The sequence below is a fragment of the Xenorhabdus bakwenae genome (assembly GCF_030272115.1).
GTDB lineage: Bacteria > Pseudomonadota > Gammaproteobacteria > Enterobacterales > Enterobacteriaceae > Xenorhabdus > Xenorhabdus bakwenae.
On the sequence record NZ_CP119194.1, the window covers coordinates 1,410,558 to 1,428,379 of the forward strand.

Sequence of the window (17,822 nt, forward strand, 5' to 3'; positions counted from 1 at the left end):
AAGCCGACCACCATAACGAAATCACTTAAGCAGGAGTTTTTCGCTATGGCCCAAGATTATCATCACGGCGTGCGCGTGCAGGAAATCAACGCAGGCACCCGCACCATTACCACCGTCAGCACTGCCATTGTCGGCATGGTCTGTACGGGGGGATGATGCTGACCCCAATACCTTTCCCCTAAACACTCCGGTCTTGTTAACCGATGTCCTTACCGCCAGCGGCAAGGCCGGCGAAACCGGAACGCTATTCCATGCCTTGCGGGCGATTGCCGATCAGGCCAAACCCGTAACCGTAGTGGTGCGTGTCGCCCAGGGCGAAACCGAAGCCGAAACCACATCCAATATCATTGGCCGCGTCACCGATGAGGGCAAAAAAACCGGCATGCAGGCGTTATTGGCCGCACAAGGTCAGCTGGGTGTTAAGCCGCGTATTCTCGGTGTGCCCGGTCACGATACCCAGCCCGTGGCCGAGGCGCTGGCCGGCATTGCCGAGAAACTGAAAGCCATGGCGTATGTGAGCGCTTATGGCTGCAAAAAAATCGAAGAAGTTATCAACTATCGTAAAAACTTCAAGTATCGTGAGCTGATGCTGATTTGGCCGGACTTCCTGAGCTGGGATACCGTGATCAGCCGTGAAGCTGTTGCTTATGCCACAGCACGGGCATTAGGCTTGCGGGCGAAAATCGACGAGGAAACCGGCTGGCACAAAACCCTGTCCAACGTGGGCGTCAATGGGGTGACCGGCATTTCAGCGGATGTCTTCTGGGATTTACAGGACGTCGCCACCGACGCCAACCTGCTCAACCAGAACGACGTCACCACCCTCATTCGCAAAGACGGATTTCGTTTCTGGGGTTCCCGCACCTGCTCCGATGATCCGCTGTTCCAGTTTGAAAGCTACACCCGCACCGCCCAGGTGCTGGCTGACACGATGGCCGAGGCCCATATGTGGGCTATCGATAAACCGCTGACGCCCTCGCTGGTGCGTGACATTATCGAAGGCATCAATGCCAAGCTGCGTGAACTCAAATCTAACGGCTACCTGATTGATGGCCAATGCTGGTATGACGAAAGCGCCAACAGCAAGGACACCCTGAAAGCCGGCAAGCTCTATATCGACTATAACTACACCCCGGTGCCGCCACTGGAAAACCTGCTGCTGCGCCAGCGCATTACTGACCAGTACCTGATGAACTTCGCCAACAGCATTAACAGCTAAGGGGCTGCATATGGCATTACCACGCAAACTGAAATACTTAAACCTCTTCAATGACGGCAACAATTACGTTGGGATTGTCGAAGAACTGACGTTACCCAAACTGGGTCGCAAGCTCGAAGCCTATCGCGGCGGCGGCATGCCCGGGGCGGCCAATGTTGATTTGGGGCTGGATGACGGCGCACTGGATGCGGAATTTACCCTCGGTGGGGTTGACGCCCAGCTCTACAAACAGTGGGGCATTGATAAAGTCGATGGCGTGGCCCTGCGTTTCAATGGCTCTTTCCAGCGTGACGATACCGGCGAAGTGATTGCCATTGAGGTCGTCATGCGCGGGCGATTTTCCGAATTTGACCACGGCAGCTACAAACAGGGTGACAACACCCAGACTAAGGTCAGCGCCAAAAATACTTACTTTAAACTGACGTGGGACGGGGAAGTGCTGGTCGAAATCGACACTGTAAATATGGTGGAAATCGTCGGCGGCGTTGACCGTCTCGAAGCGCATCGCCGTGCTATTGGCCTGTAAATATTAACCTTTTTCATCCGAGGAGCTTTTATCATGACCGAACAAACCCCTGTTGCCCTGCCTGAACAGGCCTCCGTCACACTGGAAGAGCCGATTATACGGGGTGCTACCACCATTACGGACGTGATTGTGCGCAAGCCTAACAGTGGTGCCCTGCGCGGTGCCCGTCTGCAAGCCCTGATGGAGATGGACGTAGACTCCATGATGCTGGTGTTACCCCGCGTCACCGCGCCGGCGTTGACCAAAGGCGATTTGCTGCTGATGTCACCGGGCGACCTGATTAACCTGAGTATCGAGGTGGTCAGTTTTTTGCTGCCGAAGTCGGTGAAGTCCGATTTCCAGACCAACTAACCGTTGATGAACTGGTGGCAGACATTGCCACCGTCTTTCACTGGTCGCCTGCCGTAACCGCTGACATGCCCCTGCCGGAGTTGCTGGAATGGCGTTACCGGGCAATGAAGCGGAGTGGTGCCGATGAGTGACCGAAATTTACGCCTGCAAGTGATCTTAAGCGCCGTGGATAAACTGACGCGGCCCTTTAAAGGTGCGCAGGCAGCCAATAAACGGCTGGCGGAGACCCTCAAACAGTCCCGCCAGCAATTGCGGGATCTGAACCAGCAGGCCGGCAGGATTGACGGCTTTCGCAAGACCAAGCAAACCTTGCTCAGCACGCAGCAGGCTTACCGCGACGCCACCGACAAAGTGGCGGCACTGGCCCGTGCCCTGCAAGCCAGTGAAAACCCCACCAAAAGCCAGATTACCCAGTTTGAGCGGGCGAAAAAAGCCGCCGCCCAGTTTAAAGAGAAAACGCAAACCCTCAGCCAATCACTACAACGCCAGCGCGATGCCCTGCATGCCAGCGGCATCTCAACCAGCCAGCTTGGACAGGCGCAACGGCGTATCAATACCGATATCAGCCGCACCAATAACACCCTGAGCCAGCAGCGCCAACAACTGGAACGGCTGGAGCAGCGGGAAAAGAAACTGGCCGCGGCCAAGTCCCGTTATCAGAAAACCAAGAACCTGCGCAACGATATGCTCGGTCACGGCGCGGGCATGGTGGCATCTGGTGGTGCCATGCTGATGGGCGTCAAACCGATGCTGAATGAAGCGTCCATCTATCACAAGGAAATGTCAGCATTCCGTGCGTTGGGGGTCGGCGAAGACGTGTTGAAAGATGCGGATAAATTCGCCAGTGGCATGCGCATTATCGGTAACAGCGCCAGTGATAACCTGAAGATCCTGAAAGAAGCGCATTCGGTATTGCGTCATTACGATGAAGCTAAAATGGTCACGCCAGAATTGCTGAGACTACAATACGCCACCCGTTTTTTAGGGATGCACGGGATCAGCGATGAAAAAGCGCAGGAAATGCGCGACCAGTCACAGGAGGTTCTGAAAATCGCCGAACTGCGCAACATGATTAACAACCCTGACGATTTCAAAAAATCGGTAAACCTGTCCGCACAGGCGATGGCAGCTAGTGGTGGATTGGTGTTGCCCAGTGACTATATGGCCATGCTCAAAACTGGTAATGTCGCCGCAAAACAGATGAGTGATGAGGCATTTTATTTCTCTATGTCTCACATTATCCAACAAATTGGTGGTGATCGAACAGGGACATCCCTCGCGAGTGCGTACCAAAACCTGATGATGGGTCGTACCACACAGGGGGCTGCCGAAGAGCTGAATGCACTGGGATTGTTGCAAAAAGGCGCCGTCAAATACGGTAAAACCGGTCACATTACTAAAGTGAAGCCGGGCGCGTTGGTTAATGCGGAAAAATTTCAAACAGATCCATTCCGTTATCTCATGGATGAGATCGTACCCCGTATCCGTAAGAAAAACCCACAGCTAGACGAACGCGGCATGGAAACTGCCATTGCTAAACTGTTCTCTAACCGTAAGGGGGCTGACCTGTTTGTTACTATGTATCGGGAACATGCCAATATTGAGAAACAAATCAAGGCCGGACACGAAGCCTATAGCGTGGATAAGCTGGTCGGCGAGGGCAAGACCACCGCGCAGGGGCAGGAGCTGGAACTGGACGCCCGAAAACGGGATCTTTATAAAGAAATTGGTGACAAGCTGCTGCCAATTTATATCAAAGGGCTGGAAAAACTTTCCGAAATGCTCACAAAAGTTAAGCGGTTTTTTAATGATCACCCGACAGTTGCGAAATATGTCACTATCGCTGCCACGGGATTGGGTATTATTCTGGTGGTTATGGGTTCGCTCACACTGGTGCTGGCAACATTGTTGGGGCCGCTGGCCATGATCCGACTGGGTTTTTCCATGCTGGGCATCAACGGTGCCGCTTCTGTTCTAAAACTGGGTTCGGCCTTTTCTGCTGTCGGTAAGGTGCTGTCATGGTTACGGGTGCTGGTGCTGACGAACCCCTTGTTATTGATCATTGGCCTGATTGCCCTGGGCGCTTATCTGATTTGGAAAAACTGGGACAAACTGGGACCGTGGTTTAAGAAACTGTGGGATAACATTTCAAACTACGTTTCTACGGCATGGGCCAGTATTAAACAAAAGATCCTGAGTAAGTGGGCTGAAATTAAGGCCGACATTTTAGCCAGATGGGATACCATCAAAACCTACATATCGAATAAATGGCATGAAATTGTCGAAGACGCTAAGCAATTACCGGGCAAATTTAAACAATTCGGTGCCGATATGATTGAAAAACTGATCAACGGCATTAAAGAAAAATGGAAAGCGTTAAAACAAAATGTCACTGAGCTGGGGGCACAAATTAAGGACGCAGTAACACCGGATTTTGTGAAAGAACAGACGCAAAAGTCGGGCGTGAAACAAGCACTGGATGCCTATAACGACGCCACCCGCCCCCACGCTAACCCCCTCGCCGCCTTTTCCGGTGCCCATGATACCGGCGGTTATATTCCGGCGGGGAAATTTGGCCTGGTCGGTGAATACGGCCCTGAGCTGATAAACGGCCCAGCCCGCGTGACCAGCCGCCGGCAAACGGCGACACTGGCCCGCATGGCCGCTGCCGCGCTGTCGATGGGCGCATCCACGGTCAGCGCCCAACAAGCCCCGTTGCATCCCTACAGTCTGCCGGCCGCCCAATACCAGAGCGCAGGGGTCACGGTGATAAATCAACATCAACGCAGTGAGCGTCCTGCCTGTGAAATCCATATTCACCCCACACCGGCCCAATCGGCGCAGGATATCGCTCAGGCGGTTGCCCGTGAAATGGATCGCCGTGAACAACAACAACGTGCCCGCGCCCGCAGCGCCTTTGCTGACAGAGAGGAGTATTAACGATGATGGCCGCCCTGGGTTTATTTGTTTTTATGCTGAAAACCACCCCCTACCAGAGCCTGCAACACCAGCAGTCTTGGCGCTACGGCTTCAATAACCGGATTGGTGCCCGCCCCGCCTTCCAGTTTATCGGGCCAAACAATGACACCATCACCTTATCCGGTTCGTTATACCCGGAAATCACGGGGGGCCGGTTATCGCTGCTGGCGTTACAACTGATGGCTGACAGTGGCAAAGCCTGGTCATTTCTGGATGGTCAGGGCACCATTTACGGCATGTTTATTATCGAGAGCCTGGATCAGACCAAAACGGAATTCTTTGCCGACGGGGCCGCTAAAAAAATCGACTTTACCGTCACCTTGCGTCGTGTGGATGAAAATCTGGGAAAAATGTTCGGGGATCTGGGTACGCAACTGAACGACCTGAAAATCAGTGCGACCGATATATTAGGCAGCATTAAAACAGCGGCTACCGATAAAATTACAGGATTATTCCCATGATATCATTACCAAAGCTGGACTGGGTAACCGGCAACGCTAACTCGCCTGTCTATGTGCTGAGTGCGGGTGACAGCAATATCAATGCCCGTATCCAGGACAGGTTGATTTCCCTGAGCCTGACCGATAACCGCGGCTTTGAGGCAGATCAGCTCGATATTGAGCTGGAGGACAGTGACGGCCTGTTATCGTTGCCACCCCGTGGCACAGAGCTTTCCCTGCATCTGGGCTGGCAGGGCGAAGCACTTATCCATAAGGGCAAGTTTATTGTGGATGAAATCGAATACAGTGGCCCACCGGATAAAGTGACGGTTCGTGCCCGCAGTGCTGATTTTCGGGCGACCCTCAATATCAGCCGTGAGTTGTCCTACCACCAAAAAACCATTAGCGATATTGTGCGCACTATTGCCACGCGTAACAACCTCAAGCCGGAAGTGGAAGAAATACTGGCCGCTATCGCAATAAAGCATATTGATCAGACCAACGAATCCGACGGCAGCTTTTTAACCCGGCTGGCCAAACAGGAGGGAGCTATTGCCGCGGTTAAAAACGGTTACCTGTTGTTTATGCGGCGGGGGCAAAACCAGACAGTGAGTGGCCGCCCGTTGCCAGTGGTTATGATTACCCGTCAGTCGGGGGATAGCTACCGGTTCTCGCTGGCAGACCGCAGCGCCTATACCGGTGTATCGGCCAGTTGGCTGAATACCCGTGAGCCACAGAAAAAAGAGCAGGTCACTGTTAAGCGCAAGCGGCGTCAATCCCACAAGACCAGCCAGCCGAAAAAAGAGGAAAAACAGGGAGAATATCTGGTCGGCAGTGAGGGAAATGTGTTGGTGTTGAAACACACCTATGCCTATAGATCAACGGCTGAGCGTGCCGCAAAAGCGGAATGGGAAAAAATCCAGCGTGGTGTAGCGTCGTTTTCCATTCAACTGGCGAAAGGACGGCCGGAGCTGTTCCCTGAAATGAAAGTTCGGGTGATCGGTTTTAAACCGCAGATTGACCAGGCAGACTGGACATTGGTCACGGTGACGCATACCTTAAATGACAGTGGGTTAACATCATCGTTAGAACTGGAAGTGAAAATTTCGGATGCTGACATGGGCGCTTGATTTGCTATAATCACGCTATTGCCTAACAAAGCTGGCAGTCATTTTCAATAAGGCACCTCATATTATGATGAAATGCCCCCTTTGCCATCATGTTGCACACACTCGCAGCAGTTTTGAACACACCGCCGAAACCAAAGAACGTTACAACCAGTGCCAGAATATCAATTGTGGTGCCACATTCGTCAGTCATGAAACCTTTGTCCGTTGGGTGGCTAAACCCAACTTGATTGAATTCGCCCAGCCCCACCCTACGAATGGTCAACAAACGGTAATGTGTTTTGATAATCCCTGAATAATAAAAAGAGCCTCGACAGTGAGGCTTTTTTTACGTCGCCATTCCGTCGCCACTTTTCTGTTGAATACGATAAAATCACATTGATTAATAATTATTCAAATTTAATGGTTTTTTATTCAATGGAATTTTTTTAAAAATAGGAAAAATCAGGCGTTATCAAGGGCAAAAGGCGGGGCTAAATGATATTGTATAAATAAACAGCGTTGCCAAAGTGCTGCCAATCTGCTGCCAATTTCGAAATTTAATACAATCGCAGAAAGCAAAAAAAGCCACCGTAAAGGTGGCCTTTTCTGACTCTAACTCGATGTTTTACATCAAGTTTTTATTTGGTGCCCAGGGCGGGACTTGAACCCGCACAGCCTTACAGCCGAGGGATTTTAAATCCCTTGTGTCTACCGATTTCACCACCTGGGCTGAATTTGGAGGCGCGTCCCGGAGTCGAACCGAGGTGGACGGATTTGCAATCCGCTGCATGGCCACTCTGCCAACGCGCCTTTTTTGGAGCGGGAAACGAGACTCGAACTCGCGACCCCGACCTTGGCAAGGTCGTGCTCTACCAACTGAGCTATTCCCGCCTTTCTTCGAACTGCTTGATTTACTTAACTTGTTTCGTAAATTTCATGCGCCGTCCGATGCGATGCATTCTACTTACTTCACAAAATGAGTCAACACAATTATTTATAAAACGCGTTCGTTCGATGTTTTTTGCGTCATTTGGATCAACTTTCACGCAAATCATCCCATGCGGCGCTCAAATATTGAAACATTGACCAGAATGTCAAGACCGCAGCAGCGTATAATAGGATGAATCCTCCCACTTCGAGTTCAATGCAAGGACGCCATAATAAGGCAACCAATGCCGCCATTTGTGCTGTCGTTTTTATTTTTCCCATCCAAGAAACAGCGACGCTACTGCGTTTTCCCAATTCCGCCATCCACTCACGCAGGGAGGATATAATGATCTCACGGGCAATCATCGTTGCAGCAGGCAGCGTGATCCACCACGTATGGTAATGTTCTGCAATCAGTACCAGCGCAGTAGCCACCATCACTTTATCCGCCACCGGATCAAGAAATGCGCCAAAACGCGTTGTCTGCTTCCACAAACGAGCAAGAAAACCATCAAACCAATCTGTTGCAGCAGCAATAATAAAGATAATGGCACATGCCATCGGTGCCCATTGGAATGGCAAGTAAAATGCCAAAACAAAGAATGGGATTAAGGCAATACGAAATAGAGTAAGCCATGTTGGAATATTTAATTGCATAATGCTTAGTAACTATCTGGCCAAGTTAAGTTTATCAGTATGGTGCATCAATACTTCTAGTGTTTCAACGCATTATAGATTTTTTCTGCCAATGCATAAGAAATAGAAGGTACTTTTGCGATCTCTTCTACACTTGCGTTGCGTAAAGGTTGTAATCCTCCCATATATTTAAGTAACATTTGTCTACGTTTCGGCCCTATACCATCAATCGATTCCAATGTACTGGTCTTTTTCACTTTTTCCCGACGCTGACGATGTCCTGTAATGGCATGGTTGTGAGATTCATCACGAATATGTTGAATAACGTGTAACGCAGGTGAATCAGGAGGAAGTGCTATCCCCTCCCCTTCCGCTGCAAAGAATAGGGTTTCTAGCCCAGCCTTACGATCACTGCCTTTCGCAACACCAATTAGCTTAGGATACTTTTTATTCCATTCAACCTTCAAAGAATCGAAAACTTCAATCGCACGCGCAAGCTGCCCTTTTCCACCGTCAATAAAGATAATGTCCGGGATTTTTGTCTGATCGATAGCTTTGCTATATCGACGACGCAGGACTTGGCTCATCGCAGCATAATCATCCCCTGGAGTAATACCTGTTATATTATAGCGTCGATATTCTGCACGAACCGGGCCATTAGCATCAAAAACAACACATGATGCAACAGTTTGTTCTCCCATCGTGTGACTGATGTCAAAACATTCCATACGTTGGATTTTTTCAAGGCCGATAAATGCGGTCAGTGATTCTAATCGCTGATGAATTGTCGATTGTTGGGAAAGTTTGGTAAGCAAAGCGGTAGCGGCATTAGTACGTGCTAATTTTAAGTAACGCGCTCTGTCACCTCTTGGCCGTGCCTGGATATAAATTTTTCTGCCCGATATTTCAGCAAGTGATTTTTCCAATAGTTCTTTTTCAGATAATGCAAAATCCAACAAAATTTCTGTCGGCAATGTCCTGTTTTGGCTTCCCTGGAGATAAAATTGACCAAGGAAAGTTTGCACTACTTCATCTAATTTTGTATCAACCGGAATTTTGGGATAATAACTGCGGCTGCCCAATATCTTGCCCTGACGGATAAATAAGACATGCACACAGGCCATTCCCGCCTCAAAAGCAACGCTAATAACATCAAGATCATCACCTTCTCCAGAAACAAATTGTCGTTCCGTAACTTGCCGTACTGCCTGGATCTGATCGCGATAACGGGCAGCCTCTTCAAACTTAAGCCGTTGACTCGCTTTTTCCATTTTTGTAACCAGCTCATCCAATACTTGCTGATCTTTCCCCGCCAAAAACAAACGGACGTATTCAACTTGCTGCAGATATTCTTCATCTGTTACAAATCCCTTAACACAAGGGGCGAGGCAGCGCCCAATCTGATATTGCAAACAAGGTCTTGAACGATTGCGATACACATTGTCTTCACATTGGCGAATAGGAAATAGTTTCTGCAATAAAGCTAAAGTGTCACGTATTGCATGAGAATTGGGGAATGGGCCGAAGTATTCTCCTTTCGCATGCCTGGCTCCACGATATAAGGTTAAACGGGGATGGATATCACTACTCAAGAAAATATAAGGATAAGATTTATCATCTCTCAGTAATACATTGTAGCGAGGCTGATACAGTTTGATGTAGTTATGTTCGAGCAGGAGCGCCTCTGTCTCTGTGTGGGTAACGGTGACATCTATCTGGACGATATTTTTCACTAATGATTCAGTTTTGCGACTACTAACTTGTGCCCTAAAATAGCTCGATAACCGTTTTTTTAGATCCTTAGCTTTACCGACATAGATCACGGTGCCAGCAATATCATACATGCGATAGACACCCGGCTGACTGGTAACTGTTTTTAAAAATGCCTTTGAATTAAATAGTTCCGCCATGACTGATCACCCATCAACTCTTATTACCCACTGTGAGTTACCATATTCTGCGCATCAAGCAATCCACAGCGTATTGCCATATGGGTCAATTCTACATCACCTTTGATATTTAGTTTACTGAACATCCTATAGCGGTAACTATTCACTGTTTTTGGACTCAGATTAAGCAACTCAGAAATCTCATTAACTTTACGCCCCTGAGTTATCATTGTCATGATCTGCAATTCCCGATCCGAAAGTTCATCCAACGGGTTTTCTTTTGGGGGTGATAACTGGTTGAGTGCCATCTGCTGGGCAATGTCCGAGGAAATGTAACGCTGGCCTGCATAAACCGCCCGAATTGCATTGATCATATCCTGAGGAGCGGCAGCCTTGCTCAAATATCCCCTAATCCCTGCTTGCATCACTTTTGTGGGCAAAGAACTTTCAGTATGGATAGTTAGCATAATCACCCGTGTATCAGGTGAATAACGGATGATTTTTTTAGCCGCCTCCAACCCCCCTATTCCGGGCATTCCCATATCCATCATGACAATATCCGTGCTGTTTGATCTACACCATCTGACTGCATCTTCTCCACTACTGGCTTCCCCTACGACTTTTATCCCTTTTACATCATCAAGGACGCCTTTCACACCAATGCGCACCAGTTCATGGTCATCAACTAATAAAACATTAATCAAACAACATCTCCACTAACGTAATATCCACTATAATGATAAAATTAATAAATCCCAAAACGAAACGAACACGCTGAATTTATCTTTATGATTTTCATAAGATAAATTAACAAAAGATAACAGATTATACTCACATTAGCGCAAAACAGAAAGAAAATTGTTACATATCAATGAAATGTAATAAATATATACCAATCCAACTTCAAGATGCGTGTTATATTTCCCCGCACAGTGGGGAAATATAAGGCCTCACGTCGTCTTGCGGATTGCAACTTGAAGTTTATCAAGCATATAGCCAATTGATTTTATTTAATATTTTTTAAAAACATATCTCTATATTATTCATAGCAATCCATTTTAATCCAGAACAATATGAGGATGATATTTTCCCCCATACTGCAATGATTATTTAAATAAGTTAAGGATATCTGCTTTAGTCAGCATAGGGGTCTTTTCAACAAAGTTATAATATGCTGGCTTGCTGTCCACATAAATTTGGCGAGATAATTTACTTTTATTACTATTATCAAACAATGCAACTGGAACATAATACGCACTTGGATGATGCGAATGGTAAAAAAGATGTGTGCCGCACCTGTTACAGAAAGCGCGTTCTGCCCATTCGGATGACGAATATGTTGAAATATTTTCAGCTCCTTCTATTTTTAGGTCATCCTTACAGTCCACAGATAAAAATGGACCTCCATTCCATTTTTGGCAAGTTTTACAGTGGCATACGTTAATATCTCCAATACCTTGATTGGTTTTTACACTCACCGCACCGCATAAACAATGACCTTTATTCATCATTTAACTCTCTATCTATAATAAATTTATAGGGAAAAATCTTATATCTGAGATTGAGTAAATCTACCACTATATTTCATCAAAAATACTCTATTCACTACAATGATCCTCTAATTTTCAACCATACAAATAAGTTTTGGAAACATCAAATTATGGCTTGATAGCAGAAAATTAAGTTATTTATTTTTTCACATCTTCGTTATCCTCCTCTTCATCATCATCTATGTGCCAGCTATGCAATATTCTGTGGACAAAAGGCGTCACCACCATACCTACTGCGATAAAAAAAGATAGCCTGAAGGAATAGTCCATAAACGGCAGCAAAATATTTCCCCAGAGTACTGACGGGTTCAATATGCAAGTTTTGTGTTCCAATCATTGAAACTGAATTTAGTATTGCATCAGGAATAGCATGGCTTTCGATCAAGAAAAAACCCAGTACACCAGGAATAATGCCGATCAGAAAGATAATGAATGCATGCAAAAGAAAGCGCAGTATCCGTAAAAGAAATCGGTCAAAGCTAATTAATTTATCAGTAAATTTTTCCATAGCAGATCTCCACTAATAAATTAGTTACCATGGTGATTGTATGTTAGTTTTTATTTTTATCAATGTTCATGAACCGGACATTACTCAATATTCCCTGCCCCAAGAGCACCCCCACAATAGTGATAACAACGCCAATTATTTGTGGCCAGCTGGGAATATTTCCCATCATTAGCTGTATCATGAGTGCAAACATGGGAACCAAGTTAAAAAATACCGCCGTTTTTCCTGCGCCACGAATAGCAACCCCCATATTCCAAAAAAGATAGGCAACCGTAGAACCACCAATACCTATATAAAAACAGGCCAAATGGCTTTCAAATGTTCCCGAAGATAATGCAGTTATTGGCGATTCCACAAAAATCGCAATAAACGCTAATATGATCGCACCAAAAAGCATCGTCCAGCTCGTAGTCGCCAATGGCGTCGCATCTTTGACAAACACCCGTGTTCCCACTGTGTAAATTGACCAACCAAGACTTCCCATAAAAATGATTATATCGCCGGCTACTATCTGAGAGATACTTCCCAAATTCAATTCACCGTTGGTAATAACTAAAGCAACCCCCAACAAACTGATTGCCATACCAATAACCCGCATCAATCCAGGTAACCGACGATTTATCATCGCTTCCAGAATATTGGCAGAGATAGGCGTCGTTGCCACAATCAAAGCAGCCGTCACTGGATTGGAACTTTGCAGACCAACAAAAAATGCCCCATTAAATCCCGCCACACCAATCGCCCCAAGAACAATAAATGCCCACCAGTTTTGTTTCAAAACCTTGCTGTGAATCCCCTCTTTCCATGCAAAAAAAATAAAAATACAGATAACCGCATAAAAAAAACGCTCAACAGAAGCTGTCCACGGAGGCAAACTCGTAAGTGCAAATTTTGTTATCTGAAAATTTGATCCCCAAAAGAATGTTGCAATTAACGTCAGTGCAATCGCTGACTGTGGAGTTGTTTTCATATTCATTACCCTATCTTGATTTATCTTAAACAAAATGATCCTTGACAAAATCATTGTGGCACCTTTTAAAATTGAAATATTTAGGCAAAATTGGTAATCAAATTTTCAGAAATGGAAAACAAATCGTGCAATCACTTATTTGGGATGATATTCGAATATTCTTGGCAATCGCGCGAGCAGGTACTATCAGTAAGGCGGCTGAGTTTCTTGGTATTGGAGTGGCAACGGTATCGAGAAAAATCGAACGTCTGGAAAATACTTTCGGAATGCCATTATTTTTGCGGCATCAAACAGGTTATCAACTAACAGAAGATGGCGCAGAACTATTGGAAAAAGCCAAAGCCATGGAGATAGCAGCAAGTTCATTTCTGTTTGAGGCCGATCTACGGGCAACTATTGCAGGCAGTGTACGCCTTGCAACACTCGAAACATTATCCAATTATTTAATTATGCCCAACTTGCCGACCTTACAAAAAAATCATCCAAACCTGACATTAGAAATCACAACGGATAATTACACAGTAAACCTTCACCGCCGTGATGCTGATTTAGCACTTCGTATCATCAGACCGGAGCAAGGCCATGTTAATCTCCGACAACTGGGAACCTTGGGGTTTGGTCTGTATGGCAGCGAAACTTATTTAGCGACCTGCCCCTCCGATATATTCAAAGGTAAATACAACGATGCGCATTTTATTGGCTGGACAAGTGAGTACTCGCAATTTCCTTCCGTTAACTGGCTTAAACAAGTCTTACAAGGACGCTCACTTTCAGTCGCAACAACTTCGATTTGTTCTCAAATTGCGGCAGCAACTGCGGGCCTGGGATTAGCCGTACTGCCTCATATTGCAGCCAATGGCGCAGGGCTTACGTGTATTTCGCCTGATTTAGGCATAGATAAACCCATCTGGCTTGTTATTCAATCTGATTTGGCCCATTCCCCTAGGATCCGGAAAGTGGCAGATTTTCTGGCAGAGGTGGTTTTTCAAAATCAGGATAAACTTTCAGGACGGTCACACCAATCGGGCATACTATAACATTCAGCATGACCAACAGCGGCACACTTGGTTGGATAAGCGATAAGATAGCCATCTAATTTCAATTTGGACTCCTGTCTGATCAATTGCTATCGGCCAGGCTTCCGTTTAAGATTATGTTAAGATGTTAAAGATGAATAAATCTTTAACATCCGATTATATTCGTCTCAATGGGATTGCCTGTTAAAGCAAGTTAATAAATATTCTGATAATAAATTAATTAACTGAAATAGAAGTAAAATAACATGTTAAATATTTAAGTCATCAAGAGAAATTAACTTATCAGTCTTATGAAATGGATCAAACTGGCAACCCATTCAATCAAGCACTTCGTTCATCAATTTGGCAATTATCTTCAACTGATAAATGGCAACTTAGATTCCATCAAGGTACAATCATGCCTGTTTAAGAGAAAAATGGCCCAATATTTGGGCCACCAAAATTAATCAGCAGGATTTTTTTACTTCATGAACAAGGCGAGTTTTACGCTTTTTCACAATCTGAAACCCTATCATTAGAATAATAAACCAAATTGGTGTAGCCACTAACGCCTGGCGAGTATCTGGCTGCAAGGAAAGCAATACCAAAACAAAAGCAAAGAAAACCAAGCATATCCAAGACATGACAATACCAAATGGCATTTTGTACACCGAAGCCTGATGTAGTTCTGGGCGATGCTTTCTATAAACCAGATAAGAACATAAGATCATGCTCCAAATAAACATAAACAGGATCGCAGAAACGGTTGTCACTAGAGTAAAAACCCGCATCACATCGGGGATAAAATAGATCAAAATGACCCCAAAAGAGAGGCACAGACATGTAAAGACCAACCCTGATGCCGGAACCGAACGGCGGGAAAGACGGCTAAACTGCTTTGGTGCATCTCCTTCTTTTGCCAGCCCGAACAACATCCGGCTAGTAGAGAAAACCCCACTATTTGCCGAAGATGCCGCAGAAGTCAAAACCACAAAGTTAACAACGCTGGCAGCAGCAGGCAATCCGATCAAGATAAACAATTCCACGAAAGGACTTTTATCCGCACTGACGGCTCGCCACGGTGTAACTGACATAATGACAATCAGAGCCAATACATAAAACGTGATAATGCGAATAGGAATAGCATTAATCGCTTTTGGTAAAGATTTCATCGGATTTTTAGTTTCCGCTGCGGCAGTTCCCACCAACTCAATACCAACAAAAGCGAATATCGCTATCTGGAACCCAGCAAAAAATCCGCTTAACCCCATAGGGAACATACCACCATCATTCCAGACATTAGCAAGTGCTGCAACATGCCCTGCTGGTGATTTAAAATTGATGCCAATCAGAATGCCTCCTGTCACAATCAAGGCAATAATGGCAATAATTTTGATCATGGAAAACCAAAACTCCAGTTCACCAAACAGCTTAACTGTCGCTAGATTCAGAGTTAACAATACCAGAACACACAAAAGCGAAGTTCCCCATTCTGGAAAACCAGGCAGCCAATATCCAACATAAGCAGTGATGGCAACAATATCTGCTATACCAGTAATTACCCAGCAGAACCAATAAGTCCAGCCGACAAAAAAAACCGGCCCACGGCCCTAGTAAATCCGCAGAGAAATCGCTAAACGACTTATAGTGCAAATTAGAAAGTAATAACTCTCCCATTGCCCGCATAACAAAAAACAGCATAAAACCGATGATCATATAAACAAAAATGATCGATGGTCCCGCAAGAGAAACTGTTTTGCCTGATCCCATAAACAAGCCAGTACCGATAGCACCACCAATTGCGATTAGTTGTATATGTCGGTTGGTGAGACTTCGCTGCAAGTGCGAACTTTCAGTAGTGTGAGTGGGTTGTATTTTTTCTTCCATAGTTGTATCCAATTTATTCTCACAGCATGGTCTTAATACCCTCAAGCTGTGTTTAATAGAACATTTTGACATAGACAACCGCGCCATTAACAGAAGGATTTCACATGAAAAACAGAGTGATTGTAATTCGACCAATTCGTTAAGATTTTATTGTGCGTATTTTATTCAATTAGTAAAAAAATGGATAATAGGCCATTGACGCCCAGTTAACATTGGAGAATAATTAATCGCGTTGGGTCGTTAGCTCAGTCGGTAGAGCCGTTGACTCTTAATCAATTGGTCGGGAGTTCGAGCCTCCCACGACCCACCAATTAAATCAGTTAGTTACATACTTATTGCTCTGTCATTAACTGCTACTTGGGACGTAGATGAGACGTGACTGTTAAAAATCGTATCTATTTGTTTCGCGTGCTCGCTTAAATGATTAGGTGCTAGATGGGCGTAACGTCTAACCATCTCAATTGACTCCCAACCGCCCATCTCCTGCAAAATTGATAGTGGAACTCCTGATTGCACCAACCAGCTAGCCCATGTATGTCGTAGATCGTGAAACCGAAAATCTTCTATCCCTGCCCTTTTCAATGCGGAATTCCATGATCTATTATTATCAACACGCATTTTTCTGATTGTTGGCGTCATGGTTCCATCACTTCGCTTTGACGCTATTTTATGCACAAATACCCATTTATGATGGTTGCCAATCTGATCGCGGAGAACCTGACAGGCAGTATCATTCAGAGCTACGCCTATCGCTTTCCCTGACTTACTGTCTTCAGGGTTCACCCACGCCACTTTGCGTTGCATATCAATTTGCTGCCATTCCAAGTTAATGATGTTCGATCTTCTCAATCCTGTTGCTAGTGCAAATCTGACAACAGATTTCAGTGGCTCAGGGCATTCAGATATCAACCTTACAGCTTCGTGTGGCTCCAGCCATCGGATGCGCCTACCCTTTGGCTGGTTTACTTTTATGATTGGAGCCTTGTCAATCCATTTCCATTCTCGCTCGGCGGCTCTGAGAATAGATTTTATTAGTGCCAAATATGATGATTTAGTGGACTGTGTCGCTGGTTTAGGAACATAAGCAGGGATATCCTTCCCTTTTCTGATGCATGCCTCTTTTTTTGCCAACCATCTTGCTAATGTTGCTCTATTCTGTAATTTGCTAACAGCGGCATAAATTTTCGCTGACGTAATATCCTTTAATAAACATCCCGAAAAGCACTCCAACCAAAAACCCATCAAGCTCTTATCAGTATCAAGAGACTTTTTATCAGACTTTTCCTCCAACCATCTGATACAGGCTTCCTCAAATATGACGTCAGGATAATCCCCCAGTTTATCAACTCGCCATAAGTCAGCCCTCAATTTGTCGTGCAATTCCTGCGCTTGCCGCTTGTCCTCTGTGCCAAGAGATTGTTTAATTCTTTGGCCGCCCGGGATCGTGATGTCGGCGTACCAAGTCTTGTTTCTGCGGAATATTGACATTTGTTACCTTCCTTAGCGTCAACCGCGCTCACGGATATAGTGTGGATCGGATTATTTAATGCGGCAATGCAATTTTGCCGAGTGATAAGATAAGGGGATTGCTTCTTGGTTGGGTCTTTTCTCGACGCCACCAATCGGCCTGTTCTAATCCATTTTCTCAGTGTTGGTGGTGATATGCCGATGAAACCACATGCCTCATCAAATGTTAGAGGGTATCTATCCATCACTTACTCCTATAACGATTCATTAATCTCCTGAGATACAATTTCACTCTCAGCTTGACTAATTTGATTCGGTTATTTTTATGCCGGGTTAACTCGAAATATC

At 45.7% G+C, this 17,822-nt stretch carries 16 protein-coding genes, 4 tRNA genes and 2 pseudogenes; 10 read left to right on the top strand and 12 right to left on the bottom strand.

The annotated features are described in order from the left end of the window. Positions 1–45: 45 nt before the first annotated feature. From PXH59_RS07495 to PXH59_RS07530, 8 genes and pseudogenes are all read left to right on the top strand, one after another. A pseudogene (locus tag PXH59_RS07495) lies at positions 46–1,219 on the top strand (phage tail sheath protein). Between the two features lie 10 nt (positions 1,220–1,229). Then, the gene (locus PXH59_RS07500; protein ID WP_285811033.1) at positions 1,230–1,745 is read left to right on the top strand and encodes a phage major tail tube protein; all 516 of its coding nucleotides are present in this window, start codon (positions 1,230–1,232) and stop codon (positions 1,743–1,745) included. 33 nt (positions 1,746–1,778) lie between these two features. Further along, positions 1,779–2,096, top strand: a complete 318-nt coding sequence (locus PXH59_RS07505) for a phage tail assembly protein (protein ID WP_285811034.1) — start codon at positions 1,779–1,781, stop codon at positions 2,094–2,096. A 14-nt stretch (positions 2,097–2,110) separates the two neighbouring features. Further along, a complete protein-coding gene (locus PXH59_RS07510) occupies positions 2,111–2,227 on the top strand; it encodes a GpE family phage tail protein (protein ID WP_072161182.1) in 117 nt (38 codons plus the stop codon). Further along, on the top strand, positions 2,220–5,036 hold the full coding sequence (locus PXH59_RS07515) for a phage tail tape measure protein (RefSeq protein ID WP_285811036.1): 2,817 nt from the start codon (positions 2,220–2,222) through the stop codon (positions 5,034–5,036). The genes PXH59_RS07510 and PXH59_RS07515 overlap by 8 nt, the downstream gene beginning before the upstream one ends. Positions 5,037–5,038: 2 nt before the next feature. Next, positions 5,039–5,536 (top strand): phage tail protein, encoded by a 498-nt coding sequence (locus PXH59_RS07520; RefSeq protein ID WP_047767871.1) that lies wholly within the window; start codon positions 5,039–5,041, stop codon positions 5,534–5,536. Next, positions 5,533–6,645, top strand: a complete 1,113-nt coding sequence (locus PXH59_RS07525) for a phage late control D family protein (protein ID WP_285811038.1) — start codon at positions 5,533–5,535, stop codon at positions 6,643–6,645. Before PXH59_RS07520 ends, PXH59_RS07525 begins: the two co-directional genes overlap by 4 nt. A 64-nt stretch (positions 6,646–6,709) precedes the next feature. Next, on the top strand, positions 6,710–6,937 hold the full coding sequence (locus tag PXH59_RS07530) for an ogr/Delta-like zinc finger family protein (RefSeq protein ID WP_047767876.1): 228 nt from the start codon (positions 6,710–6,712) through the stop codon (positions 6,935–6,937). Positions 6,938–7,267: 330 nt separating this feature from the next. On the opposite strand, the gene PXH59_RS07535 is transcribed toward PXH59_RS07530, so the two are convergent. The 9 genes from PXH59_RS07535 to PXH59_RS07575 all read right to left on the bottom strand — a co-directional run bounded on the left by PXH59_RS07535 (position 7,268) and on the right by PXH59_RS07575 (position 13,104). Continuing rightward, positions 7,268–7,354: transfer RNA gene (locus PXH59_RS07535), tRNA-Leu, on the bottom strand. Positions 7,355–7,360: 6 nt separating this feature from the next. Continuing rightward, positions 7,361–7,434 (bottom strand) — tRNA-Cys (locus tag PXH59_RS07540). A 5-nt stretch (positions 7,435–7,439) separates the two neighbouring features. After that, a tRNA-Gly gene (locus PXH59_RS07545) sits at positions 7,440–7,515 on the bottom strand. A 144-nt stretch (positions 7,516–7,659) separates the two neighbouring features. Beyond that, on the bottom strand, positions 7,660–8,208 hold the full coding sequence (gene pgsA / locus PXH59_RS07550; RefSeq protein WP_047767881.1) for a CDP-diacylglycerol--glycerol-3-phosphate 3-phosphatidyltransferase: 549 nt from the start codon (positions 8,206–8,208) through the stop codon (positions 7,660–7,662). 56 nt (positions 8,209–8,264) lie between these two features. Continuing rightward, positions 8,265–10,097, bottom strand: coding sequence for an excinuclease ABC subunit UvrC (gene uvrC, locus PXH59_RS07555; protein WP_285811040.1), 1,833 nt, complete (start codon positions 10,095–10,097; stop codon positions 8,265–8,267). A 23-nt stretch (positions 10,098–10,120) separates the two neighbouring features. Beyond that, the gene (gene uvrY / locus PXH59_RS07560; protein ID WP_285811041.1) at positions 10,121–10,780 is read right to left on the bottom strand and encodes a UvrY/SirA/GacA family response regulator transcription factor; all 660 of its coding nucleotides are present in this window, start codon (positions 10,778–10,780) and stop codon (positions 10,121–10,123) included. A 402-nt stretch (positions 10,781–11,182) separates the two neighbouring features. After that, positions 11,183–11,584, bottom strand: a complete 402-nt coding sequence (locus PXH59_RS07565; protein ID WP_285811676.1) for a GFA family protein — start codon at positions 11,582–11,584, stop codon at positions 11,183–11,185. A gap of 232 nt (positions 11,585–11,816) precedes the next feature. Continuing rightward, positions 11,817–12,134: a hypothetical protein gene (locus tag PXH59_RS07570; protein ID WP_285811043.1), complete on the bottom strand. Its 318-nt coding sequence runs from the start codon at positions 12,132–12,134 to the stop codon at positions 11,817–11,819. Positions 12,135–12,177: 43 nt separating this feature from the next. Beyond that, positions 12,178–13,104: a DMT family transporter gene (locus tag PXH59_RS07575; RefSeq protein ID WP_285811045.1), complete on the bottom strand. Its 927-nt coding sequence runs from the start codon at positions 13,102–13,104 to the stop codon at positions 12,178–12,180. 125 nt (positions 13,105–13,229) lie between these two features. On the opposite strand from PXH59_RS07575, the gene PXH59_RS07580 reads away from it, so the two are divergent. Continuing rightward, complete coding sequence (locus PXH59_RS07580) at positions 13,230–14,141, top strand: LysR family transcriptional regulator (protein WP_285811046.1); 912 nt, start codon at positions 13,230–13,232, stop codon at positions 14,139–14,141. 446 nt (positions 14,142–14,587) lie between these two features. Here the strand turns inward: PXH59_RS07580 and cycA are convergent. Next, a pseudogene (gene cycA / locus PXH59_RS07585) lies at positions 14,588–16,094 on the bottom strand (D-serine/D-alanine/glycine transporter). 147 nt (positions 16,095–16,241) lie between these two features. On the opposite strand from cycA, the gene PXH59_RS07590 reads away from it, so the two are divergent. Then, positions 16,242–16,317: transfer RNA gene (locus PXH59_RS07590), tRNA-Lys, on the top strand. 14 nt (positions 16,318–16,331) lie between these two features. On the opposite strand, the gene PXH59_RS07595 is transcribed toward PXH59_RS07590, so the two are convergent. Both PXH59_RS07595 and PXH59_RS07600 read right to left on the bottom strand, forming a co-directional pair. After that, positions 16,332–17,489, bottom strand: a complete 1,158-nt coding sequence (locus PXH59_RS07595; protein WP_285811677.1) for a site-specific integrase — start codon at positions 17,487–17,489, stop codon at positions 16,332–16,334. Next, positions 17,372–17,719, bottom strand: coding sequence for a helix-turn-helix domain-containing protein (locus PXH59_RS07600; RefSeq protein ID WP_285811048.1), 348 nt, complete (start codon positions 17,717–17,719; stop codon positions 17,372–17,374). The genes PXH59_RS07595 and PXH59_RS07600 overlap by 118 nt, the downstream gene beginning before the upstream one ends. Between the last annotated feature and the right edge of the window lie 103 nt (positions 17,720–17,822).

Bases quoted from the DNA above. Each gene is read 5' to 3' on its own strand.
- PXH59_RS07500 (WP_285811033.1), top strand. From the start codon at position 1,230: ATGGCATTACCACGCAAACTGAAATACTTAAACCTCTTCAATGACGGC.
- PXH59_RS07505 (WP_285811034.1), top strand. From the start codon at position 1,779: ATGACCGAACAAACCCCTGTTGCCCTGCCTGAACAGGCCTCCGTCACA.
- PXH59_RS07515 (WP_285811036.1), top strand. From the start codon at position 2,220: ATGAGTGACCGAAATTTACGCCTGCAAGTGATCTTAAGCGCCGTGGAT.
- PXH59_RS07520 (WP_047767871.1), top strand. From the start codon at position 5,039: ATGATGGCCGCCCTGGGTTTATTTGTTTTTATGCTGAAAACCACCCCC.
- PXH59_RS07525 (WP_285811038.1), top strand. From the start codon at position 5,533: ATGATATCATTACCAAAGCTGGACTGGGTAACCGGCAACGCTAACTCG.
- PXH59_RS07530 (WP_047767876.1), top strand. From the start codon at position 6,710: ATGATGAAATGCCCCCTTTGCCATCATGTTGCACACACTCGCAGCAGT.
- pgsA (WP_047767881.1), bottom strand. From the start codon at position 8,208: ATGCAATTAAATATTCCAACATGGCTTACTCTATTTCGTATTGCCTTA.
- uvrC (WP_285811040.1), bottom strand. From the start codon at position 10,097: ATGGCGGAACTATTTAATTCAAAGGCATTTTTAAAAACAGTTACCAGT.
- PXH59_RS07565 (WP_285811676.1), bottom strand. From the start codon at position 11,584: ATGAATAAAGGTCATTGTTTATGCGGTGCGGTGAGTGTAAAAACCAAT.
- PXH59_RS07570 (WP_285811043.1), bottom strand. From the start codon at position 12,134: ATGGAAAAATTTACTGATAAATTAATTAGCTTTGACCGATTTCTTTTA.
- PXH59_RS07575 (WP_285811045.1), bottom strand. From the start codon at position 13,104: ATGAAAACAACTCCACAGTCAGCGATTGCACTGACGTTAATTGCAACA.
- PXH59_RS07600 (WP_285811048.1), bottom strand. From the start codon at position 17,719: ATGGATAGATACCCTCTAACATTTGATGAGGCATGTGGTTTCATCGGC.